The organism is Subtercola boreus (genome assembly GCF_003399625.1).
Classification (GTDB): Bacteria; Actinomycetota; Actinomycetes; order Actinomycetales; family Microbacteriaceae; genus Subtercola; species Subtercola boreus_C.
The window spans coordinates 237,013-254,924 of the sequence record NZ_NBXA01000007.1; the positions used below are offsets into that span (position 1 = coordinate 237,013).

Annotated in this window: 15 protein-coding genes and 2 pseudogenes; 14 read left to right on the plus strand and 3 right to left on the minus strand. The window is 64.8% G+C overall.

Translation table 11 applies throughout. The features are described 5' to 3' along the window. Nucleotides 1–8: 8 nt before the first annotated feature. Complete coding sequence (modA, locus tag B7R21_RS04725) at nt 9–851, minus strand: molybdate ABC transporter substrate-binding protein (protein WP_116282086.1); 843 nt, start codon at nt 849–851, stop codon at nt 9–11. Next, nucleotides 848–1,261: a TOBE domain-containing protein gene (locus tag B7R21_RS04730; RefSeq protein ID WP_116282087.1), complete on the minus strand. Its 414-nt coding sequence runs from the start codon at nt 1,259–1,261 to the stop codon at nt 848–850. The genes modA and B7R21_RS04730 overlap by 4 nt, the downstream gene beginning before the upstream one ends. Between B7R21_RS04730 and B7R21_RS21105 the strand changes: the two are divergent. From B7R21_RS21105 to B7R21_RS04805, 14 genes and pseudogenes are all read left to right on the plus strand, one after another. Beyond that, nucleotides 1,260–1,370 (plus strand): annotated as a pseudogene (locus tag B7R21_RS21105) (hypothetical protein); the annotation flags it as partial. The gene B7R21_RS04730 and the pseudogene B7R21_RS21105 sit on opposite strands and share 2 nt — an antisense overlap. A 93-nt stretch (nt 1,371–1,463) precedes the next feature. Then, complete coding sequence (locus B7R21_RS04735; protein WP_116282088.1) at nt 1,464–1,802, plus strand: DUF7882 family protein; 339 nt, start codon at nt 1,464–1,466, stop codon at nt 1,800–1,802. Continuing rightward, complete coding sequence (locus tag B7R21_RS04740; RefSeq protein ID WP_116282089.1) at nt 1,802–2,062, plus strand: hypothetical protein; 261 nt, start codon at nt 1,802–1,804, stop codon at nt 2,060–2,062. The genes B7R21_RS04735 and B7R21_RS04740 overlap by 1 nt, the downstream gene beginning before the upstream one ends. A gap of 328 nt (nt 2,063–2,390) precedes the next feature. Then, complete coding sequence (locus B7R21_RS04750; RefSeq protein ID WP_116282090.1) at nt 2,391–3,125, plus strand: vWA domain-containing protein; 735 nt, start codon at nt 2,391–2,393, stop codon at nt 3,123–3,125. 92 nt (nt 3,126–3,217) lie between these two features. Further along, entirely contained in the window at nt 3,218–3,991 is a 774-nt protein-coding gene (locus B7R21_RS04755; RefSeq protein ID WP_172592054.1) for a protein phosphatase 2C domain-containing protein, read from the plus strand. Then, nucleotides 3,988–5,469 carry a protein kinase domain-containing protein gene (locus B7R21_RS04760; protein ID WP_172592055.1) on the plus strand — a complete coding sequence of 494 codons (1,482 nt, stop codon included), beginning with the start codon at nt 3,988–3,990 and terminating at the stop codon, nt 5,467–5,469. Before B7R21_RS04755 ends, B7R21_RS04760 begins: the two co-directional genes overlap by 4 nt. A 115-nt stretch (nt 5,470–5,584) precedes the next feature. Then, nucleotides 5,585–7,063, plus strand: a pseudogene (locus tag B7R21_RS04765) (SAM-dependent methyltransferase); the annotation flags it as partial. Further along, the gene (locus B7R21_RS04770) at nt 7,053–8,186 is read left to right on the plus strand and encodes a restriction endonuclease subunit S (protein ID WP_147305805.1); all 1,134 of its coding nucleotides are present in this window, start codon (nt 7,053–7,055) and stop codon (nt 8,184–8,186) included. The pseudogene B7R21_RS04765 and the gene B7R21_RS04770, both read left to right, overlap by 11 nt. Then, complete coding sequence (locus tag B7R21_RS04775; protein WP_116282094.1) at nt 8,186–11,374, plus strand: type I restriction endonuclease subunit R; 3,189 nt, start codon at nt 8,186–8,188, stop codon at nt 11,372–11,374. The genes B7R21_RS04770 and B7R21_RS04775 overlap by 1 nt, the downstream gene beginning before the upstream one ends. A 66-nt stretch (nt 11,375–11,440) precedes the next feature. After that, nucleotides 11,441–12,046, plus strand: coding sequence for a hypothetical protein (locus B7R21_RS04780; RefSeq protein ID WP_147305806.1), 606 nt, complete (start codon nt 11,441–11,443; stop codon nt 12,044–12,046). 45 nt (nt 12,047–12,091) lie between these two features. Then, complete coding sequence (locus B7R21_RS04785) at nt 12,092–14,296, plus strand: sigma factor-like helix-turn-helix DNA-binding protein (RefSeq protein ID WP_116282096.1); 2,205 nt, start codon at nt 12,092–12,094, stop codon at nt 14,294–14,296. Nucleotides 14,297–14,405: 109 nt separating this feature from the next. Further along, on the plus strand, nt 14,406–14,951 hold the full coding sequence (locus tag B7R21_RS04790; RefSeq protein WP_116282097.1) for a hypothetical protein: 546 nt from the start codon (nt 14,406–14,408) through the stop codon (nt 14,949–14,951). Nucleotides 14,952–15,025: 74 nt separating this feature from the next. Beyond that, entirely contained in the window at nt 15,026–15,280 is a 255-nt protein-coding gene (locus B7R21_RS04795; RefSeq protein WP_253259637.1) for a helix-turn-helix transcriptional regulator, read from the plus strand. Nucleotides 15,281–15,761: 481 nt separating this feature from the next. Continuing rightward, nucleotides 15,762–16,448, plus strand: a complete 687-nt coding sequence (locus B7R21_RS04805) for a hypothetical protein (RefSeq protein ID WP_147305807.1) — start codon at nt 15,762–15,764, stop codon at nt 16,446–16,448. A gap of 33 nt (nt 16,449–16,481) precedes the next feature. Here B7R21_RS04805 and B7R21_RS04810 read toward each other — a convergent pair whose 3' ends face one another. Further along, entirely contained in the window at nt 16,482–17,762 is a 1,281-nt protein-coding gene (locus B7R21_RS04810; protein WP_116282101.1) for a GNAT family N-acetyltransferase, read from the minus strand. Nucleotides 17,763–17,912 lie beyond the last annotated feature (150 nt).

A 17,912-nucleotide genomic window follows, 5' to 3' on the forward strand; every position in this document is an offset into this window, starting at 1 on the left:
GGCTGCCGCTAGGGCTTTCCGAACCCGGCGGTGGTGAGCACGGCCTGGCCGTCGGCGCCCGTCACGTAGTCGATGAACGCCTGGGCGAGCCCGGGGCTCTTCGTGGCGCTGAGCGCAGCGATTGGGTAGGTGTTCACGGCCGCGCTCGACTCCGCGAAGGGGACGCCCTCGACGGTGCTGCCGGCGCCCTGCACATCGGTTGCGTAGACGAGACCGGCGTCGGCCTCGCCCGAGCTGACCTTGCCGAGCACGTCGGTGACGGCCGACTCCTCGCTCACGGCGGGGATGGTGACGCCGGTCGCCTGCTCGACGGTGACCGTCGCCGCACCGCACGGCACGGCCGGCGCGCAGATCACGGTCGTGATGTCGGGGTTCGCGAGATCCTGGAACGACTTCACGCCCGCCGGATTGCCGGGCGGGGTCGCGATCTCGAGGATGTTGGTGGCGAAGTCCACCGGGGTGCCGCTCACCAGGGTGGCGGCGGTGAGCTTGGTCATGTTCTTCGTGTCGGCCGAGGCGAACACGTCGGCGGGGGCGCCGCCGGTGATCTGCGTGACGAGGTCGGAGGAGCCGGCGAAGCTGAAGGTCACCGTAGTGCCCGGGTTCGCGGCCTCGAAGTCGGTGCCGAGCTTCGTGAAGGTCGCCTTCAGCGAGGCGGCGGCGAAGACGGTGATGGTGCCGGCGGGTGCGGTCGTCGCCGTGGCGCTCGCCGATGCGTCCGGTGCGCTTGTGCCGGCCGCGGGTTCTGCGGACGTGCCGGCGCAGGCGGCCGCCCCTGTCACGACGGCTGCCGCCAGCACAAGGGCTGAGAGGTTTCGGATGCTGCGCCCTGAAGCCTTGGTGCGTGTCATGTGTTCTGAACCTTCCCCGCAGGGGTTTCGACGATCACCGTCGTGGCTTTCACGACGGCTACAGCAATGGAGCCGAGTTCGAGACCGAGCTCCCGCACGGCCTCGCTCGACATGAGCGAGACCACCCGGTGGGGCCCGCACTGGAGTTCCACCTGGGCCATCACCCTGTCCATGGTGATCTCGGTGACGAGACCCACGAAGCGGTTGCGGGCCGAGCGGCCGATGTCGGACGGGTCTTCGGGCAGTACAGCGTTCTTCCGAGCGAGCTGCGCCAGCTCGAAGCCGTCGACGACAGTGCGCGCCGAGTCATCCCTGCTGCTTGCGAGAACCCCGTTCTCGATCCAGCGGCGAACAGTGTCATCGCTCACCCCGAGGTAGTGGGCGGCGTCCCGTATCCGTATCTGCGACATGGGGACCATTCTATTTCCGCAAAGACGGATCTCTGGCCACTTCTCCGGTTCAGCTACCGGTTCACGCCGATGGTGTACGCCCGAGTGCGGATCCCGAGTGCGGATGAACGCCCACACGGGCGCGGATATACTTCTACCGCTCAGAGAACACACTCTGTCTGGGTCATCCGGACGCAGCCGGAACCGTCGAAATGGAGCGTTCATGGGAACCTTCACCTACAACACAGGCCTCAAGGTCGACTTCGACGACCGGGTGCTGGCGCACATCCAGATCGTCGTCGGGGCGAAGCTCCGCCGGGGTGAGCCGCTCTACTTCAGCTGGCGGGATGACGACGGGGTCGGCGACGGACGCACGACGGTGTGGCTGCACCCGTCGATGCCGCTCGTCTACAAGTACTTCGGCAGCAAGATGCCGCGCATCAACCCGGCGTGGGTCGAGGTTCTCGCCGAATCGGCGAACACCGCAGGCGGACTGCGGCTGCTGCCCGAACCGGAGGCGCCACCCGTCGCCGCCTCGCCCATGAAGGTGCACGCCTCCTGATGAAACGCATCAACATCATCTACGGCGGCGAGACCTACAGCATCGGAGACCGCGAGCTCGACGATGTGCTCGCCGACATCGCTTCCGGCCTCGCCTCGACAGAACCCCAGTGGCTGTCGGTGAACTACGGCGAGGGAGTGCCCCGCAAGGCGCTGCTGCTGCTCACGGCGGGAGTCGACATCGCGGTCATCCCGGTTCCCGGGTTCGACGAGGATGCGGACCAGGTCTCCGACGAGCCGCCGCCGCCGCGCGCCCGCTGAGCCCTTCAGTTCATCGCGCAGGGCGCCAGCGGCAAGATCGCGGGTGCAGCATCCATCGTCGCGTTCCGTCCATTCGCGTTCCTCGGGCCGTAATCGGCCGCCAAGTCGATCCTGCTCGGCCGGGTCTTGGTGCCGAACGACGTGGCGCAGCTCGTCTCGTTCCTCTAGTCCGCGGATTCGGACTACATCACCGGCCAGACGATCCTCGTCGACGGCGGGATCCAGTTCTCGTAGCCGCGCTGCGGTTGTTCTGCCGGCCGTCCGTGCATCCCTAGACTGTGACCGAAGTGATTTCGTGGGGAGATCACACCAGGGGGAGTTCAGGCGTATGGCTGAGAACAGTTCGTTTCGCGTCGGTGAGGGCCAATTGGTCATGCCGTTCTACATCATCGCCGACACGTCTGGGTCGATGGCCGGTGATCTGGACGCTCTGCACCAGGCCGTCCGTGACCTGATCGATGAGCTCCGCCGGGACCCTCAGACGGATGACGTCGCCATGCTGTCTGTCATCACGTTCGGGACGTCTGCCGGAGTGGATGTCCCGTTGTCGAGGCTGTCAGCCATCGAGTCGGTTCCCCCTTTCGTCTTGAAAGGGGGAACCGACTTCTCTGCAGCGTGGAAGACCTTCGCCGTCACGGTCGAGCAGGACTATGCCTCGATCAAGGCGGCGAACGGTTCGATGTTCAGGCCCTGTGTCTTCTTCCTGACCGACGGCGAACCCGCCGACCGAGCGACATTCCGACAGACTTTCCAGGGTCTGCAGGGAAAAGACGTCACCCCGCGGTGGCCCTACGTCATGGCTTTCGGTTTCCGAAATGCGAAAGAGGACGTTCTGAAGCAGCTCGCGTACCCCGACTTCGGTGAGAAGCGAGGTCGATGGTTCCTGTCGGACGGCCGGGACGCCAGCGCGGTTCTGCAGGAGATCCGTCAGACCTGGGGTGCCACCATCCTGCAGTCCACCATGACTGCGTCTTCTCCGAGCCCCTCCATCGTGCCGGCTGCGCCATCCGCCTCGTCGCAGCTCCAGCACGGAGAAGTGGACAAAGTCGACCAGGCCTTCTGAACATGGCTGGGCATGGTGCCGTCGAGTCACGCACAGCAACCGGCCCGGCAATCGGTGAGCCGGGCAGGATGGCGTCAGAGACGCGGGGTGGCGTGCCACTCTTCGTTTCGTCCGGCGCAGACGCGGAACTGAGCGAGAGCGCGCTCGGCCTTCTCGAGATCAGGGCAGCCTCGATCAGGGGACTCCAACACCGAAGCGCGGGAACGGAGCGGCAGGATGCCTTCTCGGTCACGTGGGACGAGGATTCGCAGACGCTCCTGGTGCTGGTGGCCGACGGCGTGGGGTCGCTCCCGGATTCTCGGCTCGCCAGTACTCGTGCGACCGAACTGGGGCAGAAACTGTGGCGGGAGGGTTTCCGCGATCTCCCGGAACTCGTCCGGGAGATCAACGCCTCCGTCGTCGACCTGGCCCGCGAGTCTGCGACGAAGAGCATGGCGACGACACTCACGGCTCTCACAATCGGCGTCTGCGAAGCAGGGGGCTTCGATCTCGCGCGTTGTTCGATCGGAGACAGTCCGATCTGGATTCTCCAAAATTCCGAGTGGACTCTCTGGTCGCCGGATGGGGACGTGGACGAATCGTTCAGCGCTCCGATCACGGCCATACCGTTTGCCGAGGCTGCCGTGAACGTGCAGTCACAGCTGATCTCCCACGGTGCTGTCTTCGTGATGACGGACGGAGTCGGAACTCCCTTGCAGCTGTCTCCGGATGTGCGGCTCTCCCTTGCCGCATGGTGGGAATCGCCGCCGAACCTCTTCGAGTTCGGGTCTCAGGTCTCTTTCGCACGTCGCTCCTTCATCGACGACCGCACTGTCGTGGGGGTGTGGCTCGGCGGCTCAGGACGAATCCCGGAGCCCACCGCGTGAGTATCGCGTACTCGTCGCTCCAGCTGGCGAGGAGGCTGGGCGAGGGCGGCGAGGGTGTCGTGCACGAGGTGGCGGGGCTCCCGGTGCGTCACGACCCGCGGAGGATGGCGTTCAAGGAACCCAAGAAGATCCTCGAAGCTCGGGCTCAGGAGAAGGTGCTCACCGGAATGCGAGATTCGGTGGCGTTCCGCGAATCGCTCTCTGCATCGGATCGAGCCGAACTGGATGCGCTCGCAGTCTGGCCCGTTGCCATGGTCGTCGATGCGGGGAAGGAGATCGGCTGCCTCATGCCCCTCATTCCGTCCCCGTTCCTCGAGACCATTGTCGACTCGGCTGGAGCGCCGATCGCAGAGACTCGGGGACTCGGCGCTCTGTCCCGTGACGAGGAGACGCGCAGAGCGCTGAAGATCGACACGGATGACGACTTGGTGTTCAGAATGCAGGTCATGGCGAACCTGGCCAGGGCAATCGAGTTTCTGCACCACCGGGGAATCGTGTACGGGGACATCAATCCTCGAAACGCCGTCTATGATCTCGGCTCGGGCGCGGTGCTCCTCCTCGACTGCGATGCGACGGCCAGCATTTCAGACAGCACTCGTGCAACCAGGCAAGGGCACTTTCCCTTCTGGGAGCCGCCAGAGTACGCCGGCCTCTCCGCAGCGAGACTCCAGGGGTTCGCGAGCGACTGTTACAAGCTGGGTTTGGCACTGCTGCGGTTTTTGGATCCAGGCCCCGGGTCCACTCAGAGAAAGGCCCTCACCGCCGCACTCGAAGCGAGGATCACTCCAGAATTCAGCGCTGTCATCGCGCGGGCAGTAGACCAGGATCCGCATCAGCGTCCCTCTGCCGCTGAACTCTCCGAGAGTCTCCGGCAGGTCATCTCGTGGGCCGTCGCGCCCCCCTCAGTGAACTTCGTCTCCGTCTCGCGGTCGGCAGTGGTGAGGGGGCAGGACGTGCGGGTTGAGTGGTCGATCTCGTCACGGTCGACCTACACCGTCGCCATCCAGGATCCGCAAGGAACCTGGCATGAGGCGGATGCGGAGAGCGGAGCGGCAAGCATCCGGATCGCCTCCAGCGGGGTCGTTTCGATCAGAGCCCGATCGTCGTACAGCGAGGTTGCGGTGGAAGTCGGGCAGGTGGAATGCTACGAGTTGCCGAAATTCTCGGTGAGGATGGGCAGGCTGCCGAGGCTCGCTCTCCCGGGCTTCGCCTTTCCCCAACTCCCACCGGCCACCCTTGCCGCGCTCTCCGTGCCTTCACCGGCGCTTGTCGGGGCGGGCCCGTCGCTCACTGACGAGATCGCCGGATTGTCTGAGCTGATGCGGGGCATCTTCGACGATGTCGCGAGTGTGCTTCCCCCGGAGATGCCCACTGCCGATCGCTCAGGATCCGGCCTGGCAGGGAGTATCAGCGAATCGATGGCGGAACTGAGATCGATTGCCCGCTTGATGGCGTCTACTCGCCCCAGGCGTGACTGATACCTGAGACGACGTGAGCGACACCGTTGTGGGAGTGAGACACGGCACGGGAGTTACCGCCATCCAACGTGCCAGCAGATGAGTCGAAATCCGTCTCGCTGACATTCAACCACCAGTCTCCGATTCGTTCGAGGAGCGGCGCGCGCAGATCCGCACCGAGCTCCAGGATGCCGGGGCGAACGACGACCAGATCGCCCAGCTCATCGACGATGTCGACGAGTACACCGGCCGCGGCGTCTTCTGGGTCGACCCCGCTGCCCGCTGGGACTACCTCGCCGAGAACGCCAAGGGGCTCGAAGCGGTGGGCAGCGAACCGGCGAAGTCGGTCGGGCTGCTGATCGATGAGGCTATGGATCTCATCATGACGGCGAACCCCTCGCTCGCCGCCACCCTGCCGCACGTCTACAACCGCGACAACATCGACCAGCGCCGCCTCGGCGAGCTCATCGACCTGCTGAACACCGCGCGCTTTGCCGGCGAGGGTGCCAAGCGGGCCCGTGACCTGCTCGGCGAGGTGTACGAATACTTCCTCGAGAAGTTCGCCGCCGCCGAAGGAAAGCGCGGGGGAGAGTTCTACACCCCCGCCGGCGTCGTGCGCGTGCTCGTCGAAGTTCTGGAGCCCACCCACGGCCGCGTGTACGACCCCTGCTGCGGTTCGGGCGGCATGTTCGTGCAGGCCGAGAAGTTCCTCGAGCACCACGACCGCGAGGGCAGCGACATCTCGGTCTACGGCCAGGAGTTGAATGAGCGCACCTGGCGCATGGCGAAGATGAACCTCGCCATCCACGGCCTGAACGGCAACCTCGCCTCTCGCTGGGGTGACACCTTCGCCCGCGACCAGCACCCCGACCTGCAGGCCGACTTTGTCATGGCCAACCCGCCCTTCAACATCAAGGACTGGGCGCGCAACGATAGCGACCCGCGCTGGCGCTACGGAGTGCCGCCCGCGGGCAATGCCAACTACGCGTGGATCCAGCACATCATCTCGAAGCTCGCCCCCGGCGGCAGCGCCGGTGTCGTCATGGCGAACGGCTCGATGTCGTCGAACTCGGGCGGCGAAGGCGACATCCGAGCCCAGCTCGTCGAAGCGGACCTCGTCTCCTGCATGATCGCCCTCCCCACCCAGCTGTTCCGCAGCACGGGCATCCCCGTCTGCACCTGGTTCTTCTCCCGCGACAAGAGCGCAGGATCCCACGGCTCCGTCGACCGCACCGGCCAGGTGCTCTTCATCGACGCCCGAAACCTCGGTCACATGATCGACCGCGCGGAGCGCGCGTTCAGTGACGACGACATCGCCAAGATCGCGGGCACGTTCCACGCCTGGCGCGGCACCACGTCAGCCCAGGATGCCGGACTCACCTATGCGGATGAAGCGGGCTTCGCCTACTCGGCCACCCTCGCCAAAATCGCCGCCGCCGACTATGCCCTGACCCCCGGCCGCTACGTAGGCGCGGCCGAGGTGGAGGGCGACGGCGAGGATATCCACCTGAAAATCGAACGCCTGCAGTCCGAGCTCTACGCCCAGTTCGCAGAGTCTGAGCGCCTTGCGAGCTCTCTTCGAATTCTTCTGGGAGGTGTCAAGGTTGGCCACTGAAGGCATGCTTGGTCAGTTCGTTTCCCTACAGCGCGGCCAGTCCTATCACAGCGCTCTTCTTGGGCTACCTGGCCCGATGTTGTTGGGGCTCGGCACAATCGAGCGAAATGGGGGATTCAAGGGTTCAAAGTTGAAGACGTATGGTGGTGAAACGTCAGACAAGATTTTGCTCACGCCTGGCGATTTGTACGTTTCGCTCAAAGACGTGACGCATTCCGCTGATTTGTTGGGAGCAGTTGCTCGAGTTCCAGCTGAAGTTCCACTCGGCCGGTTGACGCAGGACACGATCCGCCTCAACATCGAAAATGATTCGGTCGACTCAGCGTTCCTCTACTACACACTTCACGCTCCGGCCTACCGTGCATATTGCCGTGTGCATTCCACAGGTACAACTAATCTTGATCTCAGCCAAAAAGACTTCCTGAGCTACCGCTTCTGGGTTCCGGGCCGAAGCGAACAGCGGGCGATTGCGGAGGTGCTGGGGGCGCTGGACGACAAGATCGCCGCCAACACCAAACTTGCCACCACGATTGAGGAGCTCGTCGGGGCAGTTTTTGTGAGCCTTGAACCATCTACGGCCGGCGACGTCTTTCTGGGAGATCTGCTGTCGTTCGAGTACGGCAAACCATTGCCAGCCGAGATTCGAGTTCCTGGAGCAGTCAAGGTCATTGGAAGCGGAGGGGCTGTCGGAGTTCACGACACCCCTATCGTCGCAGACAGCGGAGTGGTCGTCGGGCGTAAGGGCACAGCGGGAGCCGTCCACTGGGTAGACGGGCCCCACTGGCCGATTGACACAACTTATTTTGTCGAGCCAAAGGGTCCGGACGTGAGCTCCGAGTATGCGTTCTTTGCTCTTCGAGGACTTGGCCTCAAAGAACTCAACTCAGACTCAGCCGTACCAGGACTCAATCGAAATGAAGCTATGGCAATCAGGCGGCCGTTCCACTCCGGCTTGGTCCGACGAAAATTTACGGAGACGGCCCGTCCCATGATCACATTGTCTTCGCAAATTTCCCGAGAGAGCCAGCAACTCGCCGAGCTCCGCGACACCCTCCTCCCGCAACTGATGTCCGGCGCGCTGCGCGTGCGCGACGCCGAAACGATCGTCAGCGAGGCCGTCTGATGGCCGGCTACACCGAGGCGCAGTGGGAGCAGCTCGCACTCGATACGCTCGCCGAGCCGCTCGGTTGGACGCCGATGACCGGCGACAGGGTCGCCCCGGGCACGGGGGAGCGCGGCAGCTGGGCCGAGCTGCTGATCCGTCCGCGCCTGCTGGCCGCGTTGCAGAAGCTCAACCCGACGGTTCCGGTGCAGTACCTGCAGCAGGCCGTCGCGGAGATCGCCTCGCCGAAGTCGGCCGATGCGATCACGGAGAACCACCGCATCCACGAGTTTCTGGTGAACGGGTTCCGGCTCAGCTACATCGACTCCGACGGCAGTGAGGCGAACCCGACGATCCTGCTGGTGTCGCACGATCCCGACCAGAACGACTGGCTTGCGGTCAACCAGGTGACGATCATCCAGGGTGACTACAAGCGTCGGTTCGATGTGGTGCTCTATGTGAACGGCATGCCCCTGAGCATCCTGGAACTGAAGCGCGCCGGCAGTAAGGGGGCGACCGTTGCGGGTGCGCACGCCCAGCTGCAGACGTACCTCCGCGAATTCCAGATGGCGTTCCGGTTCTGTGTGTTCACGGTCGCCTCCGATGGGCTCGACACGAAGTACGGCACGCCGTTCACTCCGCTCAACCACTTCTCGCCGTGGAACGTCGACGACGACGGCAAGCCGGTGGGCAGGGAGCTGACGGCCTCCGGTGACGTGACGACCTCGCTCGAGCATGCGCTGAGCGGGCTGTTCAACCAGGAACGCTTTCTGCAGCTGATGCGGAGCTTCACCGCGTTCGACGAGGGTGAAGACGGATTCACGAAGCGCATCGCCAAGCCGCACCAGTACTTCGCGGTCACTCGGGCTGTCGGGAGCACGATCCAGGCGGTGGCGAGCAACGGCAAGGCCGGGGTGGTCTGGCACACGCAGGGCTCCGGCAAGTCGATGGAGATGGAGCTCTACACGAACCTGGTCGGTCGGAACTCTGCGCTCAAGAACCCGACCGTCGTGGTGATCACCGACCGCAACGAACTCGACGGTCAGCTGTACGAGAGTTTCAAGCGCAGCCTGCTGCTGCCGAGCATGCCGAAGCAGATCACGAGTCGCAAGGAGCTGCGTGACGAGCTCACGCACCGCGTCACGGGCGGCATCTACTTCACGACGTTGCAGAAGTTCGGGCTGTCGAAGGCCGAGAAGCAGTCGGGAACCGAGCATCCACTGCTCTCCGACCGGCGCAACATCATCGTGGTCGTCGACGAGGCGCACCGCAGCCACTACGACGACCTCGACGGGTACGCCAAGCACCTGCGGGATGCCCTGCCGAACGCCACGCTGATCGCGTTCACCGGCACGCCGATCTCGTTCGACGACCGGGACACGCAGGAGGTCTTCGGGCCCTACATCGACATCTACGACCTGACGCGGGCAGTGGATGACGGTGCCACCGTTCCCGTCTACTTCGAGCCGCGCCTGATCAAGGTCGGGTTCGCGCCGGAGATGACGGAGGCCCAGCTCGACTCGCTCGCCGATGAGGCCACCGTGGGTCTCGACGACACGGAACGCGCGCGCATCGAGGCGACCGTCGCTGTCGTCAACGCGGTCTATGGAGCGCCCGAACGCATCGAGGCGCTCGCCGCCGACATCGTGGCGCACTGGGAGGAACGCCGCTCGCAGCTGCAGCCGTTCATCTCGGCACCCGGCAAGGCGCTCATCGTCGGCGCCACCCGTGAGATCTGCGCGCGTCTGTACTCGGCGATCGTCGCCCTGCGCCCTTCATGGCACTCGTCTGATCTTGCCAAGGGCCGCATCAAGGTCGTCTACTCGGGTACGCCATCCGATCCGTCGCCGATCATCGACCACGTGCGTCGCGACTCGCAGAACGCTGCGATCAAGGAGCGGCTGCGGCAGGTGGACGACGAACTCGAGATCGTCATCGTCAAAGACATGATGCTGACAGGGTTCGACTCGCCGCCGCTTCACACGCTCTACCTCGACCGCCCGCTGAAGGGCGCGCTCTTGATGCAGACGCTGGCGCGGGTGAACCGCACGTTCCGCGGCAAGCAGGACGGGCTGCTCGTCGCCTACGCGCCCCTCGTCGACAACCTTGCGAAGGCGCTCGCCGAGTACACCGACAACGACCGCGAGAACAAGCCGGTCGGCCGCAACATCGATGAGGCGATCGGCCTGACGGTGCAACTCGTGGAGGAGCTGCGGGTGCTCCTGGCGGGCTACAACTGGAAGGCCGTGCTGAAGGCGGGCGGGCCAAAGGCGTTCTTGAATGCGGCGCACGGTGCCACCAACTACCTGCGCGATGTGGGCACCCCCGGCAACCATCCGGCCCCCGGCGAGGAGTCGCTCGCGTCGCGGTACCGCGCGCTCTCCAGCCAGCTGGCCCGTGCGTGGGCCCTGAGTTCGGGCACCCAGAACCTCGCGGAGCTGCGCCCGGAGGTCGGCTTCTACGAAGAGGTTCGCGTCTGGATGGCGAAATTCGACGCCAACGATAGGCAGGCTCGCAACGAGCCGGTGCCGGAGGACATCCAGAGACTGCTCGGCAACCTCATCGCCCAGGCGACGGATGCCGGCGATGTGCTCGACATCTACGAAGCGGCCGGCATGCCGAAGCCGTCGCTCGCCGACCTCACACCCGAGTTCGTCACGAAAACGCAGGCAGCCCGCAACCCGCAGCTCGCGATCGAGGCGCTGCGCAAGCTGCTGATGGATGAATCGTCGGCCGTCACCCGCAACAACCTGGTGCGGCAGCGCGCGTTCTCGGAGCGCATCTCCGAGCTGATGAAGAAGTACACCAACCAGCAGCTCACCTCGGCGGAGGTCATCGCCGAGCTGGTGGCGCTGGCCCGCGAGGTCGCGGCAGAGGCGGCGCGTGGTTCGCGCTTCACCCCGCCGCTGAACAGCGACGAGCTGGCGTTCTACGACGCGGTCGCGGCGAACGAATCAGCCGTCGAAGTGCAGGGTGAAGGCGTGCTCGCGGCCATCGCGCGCCAGCTCGTCGACATCATGCGGCGTGATGTGCGCACCGACTGGACCGTGCGCGACGACGTGCGGGCGAAACTCCGCTCATCGATCAAGCGACTGCTGGTGCTGAACGGCTACCCGCCCGACAGGCAGCCTGAGGCGATCAAACTCGTGATGGAGCAGACGGAGTCGATGGCGCCGCGCTACAGCGCGGAGCGCGAAGTGGTGGGCTGAGGAGGGCCTCGCACCGCGACAGGGGCGTAATTCACGTCGAGTAATGTCGAACTACAGGGGGAAGATGTGGATTTTGAAGCATTCTTGGCTGACGGCAGGCGCGCGAAGCTGTTCGACGATGGGAGGTGGACTTTTCGAGCTCCGGCCCGCGATGCGGGGTCCGGAGCGAACGGCTTTCGGAAGGTCGCGTGGGGTGTCGACCGATCTGTCGTCATCGCGGCAGAAGGACGAGAGCCGGACAGTAGTGGTGACGACTATGTGGGGTACGAGCTTCTCCTTGCACAACTGACTGCAACGGCGCTCTACCTTTTCGTCGACGACGTTCTGACCCGAGCAAAGTACCTCATCACTCAAGAGCACAGCCATGACGGTGCGTTTCTGATGGACTTCAGGACGCTCGGAGACTTTTTGGGACAGAAATATGGTCCGCCCACGAGCGTGGAGGAGTTCTGGAACAACGACCTCTATCAGGACTCACCCAACGAATGGGGCATGGCGGTTTCGGCGGGTCATCTCAGCCGCTATGAAATCTGGAATTTGCCGGAGACGGACATCTATCTGGTTCTGGCTGGCGATAACTATCAGGTCCGACTCGAGATCGAATACACAGCCAAGGCCTTGGTCGAGTTCGAGACCGCGGTTAAGACCGCCGCGATTCTTGACGACCTCTAAGAGTCTGCCGTCGGCTACAGAACGGCAAAATTTTGGGAGCACAAAATGAGTGACGATATTCAGATTTCAGGCGAGTCAGGCCCAGGGGACCAGAGCGAGGGCGAGCGCAGAATGCCTCTCGGCCTGGTTTTTCCGTGGTTGGAGGGCGCCGATGATCTCGCTTTCGACATCGACGTTCCGCCGGGCGGGACGCTGGACGAATTCACCAAGGCCCGCGTTGCCAACGTCGCGGTCGAGAGTCGCAGCTCTTGGGGGCTGGGCGATCTGTTCCCATCGGTTCCGGGAGCGACGTCGCGCCGCGAGTACAGCTCAAGCGTGCGGCTTGTCAATGTGCTCGACCGCGAGCGACTCGACACGTTCGCCGACCTCGCAGAACGTAGTCTGGTCGAGGTGATGGCGCTCCGCAATATGGGCGCAAAATCGGTGAACGAACTGCTCACATCCTTGGTTGAACTGGGGCTGACGCACGCATTGACCGAACCGCGCGCCGATATCGGCGCGGCCGGAGAGTTGGGTTCAGGGATGGCAGCGGCGGGCTCGTCAACGCGGCGCCGAACGCGCAGGGCATCCGAAGTGCCGGGAGCCCTGTCCGTTACCGACCGCCTCCGGGATGATCTCGAGATTCTGAGTCAGTGGAATGTCGCGCGAGGTCAGTCCTCGAGTCCCCTCCTCGGCAACCCGTTCGACACGGCTGGCGCGCCGACCTTTGTCTCCGACGCTGCCGATCGGGTGTTCCATTTGACGTCGACTGACTGGCTTGGCGCTGACGCCCACTTCGACAGCCTCGGGGATCTGCTCTCGGAGGAGGTGCTGGCTCTCGGCGAGAGGGAACAGGACATCGTCGTGCTGCGCCTGGCCAGTCTTGACCGCCTCAGTCTGGATGCGCTGGGCGACCGCATGGGCGTCACCAGGGAGCGGGTTCGTCAGATTGAGGCGAAACTTAAGTTGCGCATTCAGGCTTGGATAGCGCCCGACACGTTGCTCGGTATGCGTGCAGCAGCACTCCGACAACGTGCGGATCCCGTTGCGCACGTCGACGACGTGCTCACGGACATCCCGAGCGCGGCGGGTTCCGTGATCTCCTCTGATGTGCCGGCGTGGCTTTTCCTCGACCTGCTCGACGACGGGTTCGAGAGCGACGGTGACTGGCTGGCCGTTCCCTCATGGCAAGCCGTGGTCGAAGAGGTGAAGGTGCGATTCGACCAGTTGGCGGGCCCGCACGGTTCCGCTCCGGACGATTTGCTCCTCGACTCGTTGACGGAGTGGAGCGGCCTTAGTGAAAAGCGCGTAGGCGAGCTACTCCGCGATCTGGAGTACCTGCCGGTTCGCGGGGGCTGGGTTCATTTGGAGAGGCGTTCCCTCCCGAACTTCGTAGCCGCCTACCTCGAGCGGCGCCAGGAAGCATGTTCACTTGACGAACTCGACGCGGCCGTGCCCTACGAGCATTCGACTGTGTCGCTCCGGAATGCGCTCGCGGTCGATGAGCGACTTATCCGTGTCGGGCGTGAGAACTGGGAGCTGACTTCGTGGGGCGGCGAAGCTTACGCGGGCATCAAAGACGCCATCGCCCGTGCCCTCGACTCCGCCGACGGTGTTGTGGCGATCCAGACCCTGGTCGATGACCTCGCGCCCCGGTTCAACGTCGCCGAGACAAGCGTGCGTGCCTATGCCGCGGCCTACCCGTTCACTCTGGCGCAGGGTCTGGTTCGGTACGCGACCGAGCGGAAGGTTCGACCAAAGAGTCCTGGACAGACGCGCCGCCTCTACCTCGGTGACGGTGACGGTGAGGTGCGGTTTCGCCTGACGGTCACGAAAGATCACCTTCGCGGCAGCGGGAGCCCCGTGCAGAGCGGGGTAGCAGCTGCGCTCCATGTGCAGCCGGGAACCAAGTCCGGATTCTCGGGGCCGGCCGGATCCATCACGCTCAGTTGGGTCAATCCGCAACCCCAGCTCAGCAGCATCCGCTCCATCCTGATCGCGATCGATGCGGCCCTCGGCAACGAGATCATGCTTGCGTGGTCAGCCGGAGTCGTTACAGCGTGGGTAGTGGACGAGAGCCCGCCCGAAGCTCTGCAGCAAGCGTCCGCGCTGATGGGCATCCGTTCAGTGCGTGGCGACATTGCCCGGGACAGGACGGCAATCGCGCGAGCCATCGACCTGGACGAAACCGCAACGTGGAGCCAGATCCGCGAGCGGCTGGATGCTCGCGGTGAAGCCGACCTGACTGAGTTGCTCGACGCTCTGACCTGAGAGCATCGGCGGGCCGGAGCCATCCGACGGCCCTGTCATTCCGATGTCGGAGGCGTGGCATAGTGTCGGAAAAGCAGGGGGGCCGCACGCATAGTTTGAGAGGTACCCCTTGCCAGTTTTCGACTCTCCTTCCCGGTGCAGCCTTGGGCAGCACGTCCGGTTCCGGTGGTACGGCTACCCTCCTGCGGAGGTCGGCGATGACATCGAGACAGCCGTCGATGTACTGTTCGAGTCGATCGACGGCGGGAGCCGTGTCTGGAACCTCTACAACGAGCGGATGGTGAGGAGCGAGTTTCGAGCGCGGATTCTGTCGGCTCAACGAGGTGAACTGTCACCGATAGACGAAATCAAATCGGTCGACGTACGAAACCCGCCGCCGCTCTACGAGATCCGGTGGCAGGGAATCACGGTGACATCGCTGCTGGAGGCCGGGAAGAAGCGCTTCGACCAGGTTCTGGTTCGCCAATATCATTCGGAACCAGTGGCCGCTCCTGGCTACTTCATCGGCCATCACGCTCACGAGAAAGTTGTGAGCGGCGGCACTGTGAGCGAGAGGCAAGACGCCGAGATTGCAGTTGCCAAACGCTTTTACGACGCTGGAAGCGCTTCAGGCTGGGGAATCGAACCTGGTCAAAGAGTACCCAGCGATATATAGTTTAATCTATGAATGACGACGTGAGGCGGATCGACAATCGTGCGGACTCCCTAGTGGAAAGTCACACTCAGATGATGCGCGACCTGATTGGGCTCCGCAAGAAGCACGACCTCTCGCAGGAGACTGTTGCGGGGCGAATGGGAGTCAGCCAACCCACTGTGGCCGCCTTCGAACGCTACGATTCCAACCCGACACTCTCGAGCATCCGGCGGTATGCGCTTGCAGTGGGCGCGCGAATCCGACACTCCGTCGATGACGACTGCGCCGAGGATGATCTGCTGGAATTCGACGCCGACCTCGGCTCCTCGCAGCACGAAGAGAGCCGCTAGACGTGCCGGGCTATGTGGTCGTCTACAACAGGAAGTCGTGCGATTGGAGCGTCGAAGAGTTCGCCGGGCCCGAGGGCCACAGGGCGGCATTGCTTCGCCGCTTCGAGCTGGAGCGGGACCGAACCGATCCTGATGTCAAGAAGACTCACTCGCGGTACGTCGACGGTCGCGAGCTCGCTCGGCTGTAACAGGTTCTGACGTGCTCATTCGGTAGAGAACACCGCGTGCATGGGTGGGTGCGCGGTACGCTTCGGCGGTGACGGGTTCGCAGGGTCACCTACCTCGCGCTGCTTAACACGACGCACGGGCTGATCGCGCTGCGGGCTGCACCCACGGTGCTGGCATGGTTCGGACGGCTCGTTGCAGGCGAAGCGATTGCGTCTACCTGCTGACTCACCATGTAGTCGATCGGTGTGGTATGCTCACTTATGCAGCGCGGGTAGCTCGTTCGGATCGCCCAGATCCTTGCCGGTGAGGCGTTATGCCCCAGGAGTCCATGGACTGCCTGGGGCTGCTTTCTTCATGGGGGCTTCACCGGGGAACAAACATCAACGAGAAGCTTGCCCGCCTCTATGCCGAGAATCGTCGGCCGGTGGCTTTTGTCGACGAGAGCTATGAAACGCGGGGCCTCGACACCTTCTACGTCATCGGTGTGGCGGTGGTGAACCACGAAGAAACTGCACCTACTCGGGTCAAGCTCGGCAGCTTCTATGGAGGGCAGGCGCTGCACGCGGCACCGATGTTCGCCAACCGGGAGATAGCTTCGCTTCGCCAGGCAACCGAGCTCGTGGCACAGCAGAACGATGGACTCGATGTGGTGGTCTGTGCGCCGATTGAACCGGCAGGGGGTCGGGACTCCGCGCGCCAGCGGTGCCTGGTTGCGGCGGTGACCAAAGTGCAGAGGGACTTCGGAAGCCTGCTCTTCGTGATCGATTCGCTGGGAACGCCGACCGAGAACCAGGTCGATCAACATTCCTTCCGAGACCTCAGACGACGACCGCTGGCTGGCATCGACCGGGACACGGTTGCGGTGCACTGCCGACCGTCAGAGGAGATTTTACTCGGTCTGCCCGACGTGTTGGCCTGGGCCTACCGGCAGCTGCACGTGGGACGTGATGCGGGTTGGTTCGAACCACTGCGCCAATACTGCGACGTCACGATGCTCTGACGGGACGGGGGCGAGGAGCGAGGGGAGCGGGGGTCAGAAGTGGGTGGTGCCGTAGACGGGGGCAACCGGGGCGAGCAGGGCGCCGAGGCGGCGGGCGGCGCCGGGGGTGTGCTCGGCGATGCGTCCGGCCGCGAAGAGCGTCAGCGGGTCGACCCCGCCGAGGTAGAGCGAGCCGAGTTCGGGAGCGTCCAGCGAGAGGTCAGGTGTGAGGTCGGGGGCTGGGTCCACCCGGGTGACCGTCGCCCTGGCATCCGCCACGCGCAGGCGGAAGGTGCCCGCCGCGTAGCCGAGCGCATCCGTGACCCGCAGCACGATCTCGCCCGAGGTGCCGGGCAGGTAGCCGCGCGCTTCGAAGGCGGCGGGAACGTCGAGCACGCGGAGCCAGAGCCAGTCCTCGACAAAGGTCTGCGTGACCGAACGCCAGTCGGCGAGGGCCCAGCGGAGGGGGTCGGCGGCGGGGGCGGTCTCCCAGTCGACGCGGCCGGTGAGGTCGATGGAGGCGAGGAAGTCCCAGAGGCCGAGGTAGGCGCTGTCGGTGGCCGCGACGAGGTCGAGAACCTCGAGCGTGCGCGGGCTGCCGTTCTCGCGCGAGCGGTAGGAGACGTAGCCGTCGGGGTCGCCGGAGTCGTCGTAGTGCGCGGCCGCGTAGACGGAGAGGTCGGGTTGTCCGCTGTCGGTGAGCTCGCCGGAGTTCCGCGGCCAGGTGGCGGCGTGCCGGTCGACCGAGCCGGGGTTCCGGGCGTGGAAGCGGGCGAAGACCGCGGGGGCGAGGCGGGCGAGCTCGGGCAGGTCGATGTACTCCGAACGGCCGGCGGGGGGAACGAGCATCCGGAACCGCTCGTCGGTGCTGACGGTCACGTGGGAGACGGTCGAGGCCACCCCGAAACCGAAACGACGGTAGATGGTGGCTTCGGAGACGGTGAGCGCGGCGAGCGGGAAGCCGGCGTCGGATGCCCGGCGGAGGTTCTCGGTCATCATCGCCCGCAGCAGGCCGCGGCGGCGGTGCGTCGGCCGCACGGTCACGTTCGAGATGAGGTGGGTGGGCAGCAGGTCGGCCGCGCCGACGTTGAGGGTCGCGGTGTAGGAGGCGAAGGTGGCGACGGGGGAATCATCGGTCAGGTACGCTCCGGTGAGCTGTCGCCCGTCGGACACGAGTCGGGCTGCGGCGGCGGCGGTGCCCGCCGAATCGAGCCTGTTGTCGTGGAAGCCCCGCCGCTCGGCGTCGAGCCAGACGGCGGTGTCGGGTTCGGCCGATCCATCGGCGGCGACAGCGGCGGAGAAGGTGCGGAACGTGTACTCGTCGGTGGTGCCCATCCCTTCAGGCTAGCGCGCAGGCTTCGCCGCGTTCTGCCGGTCGGCGCGTTTCTGCCGGGCCAGCACGCGCCCGGCCGTGCCCGCCACAGCTGGAAGCATCCGCGCCACCCGCCGTGCGGCTGGGCGCCACCTCCTGTTCGCCTTCGCCGC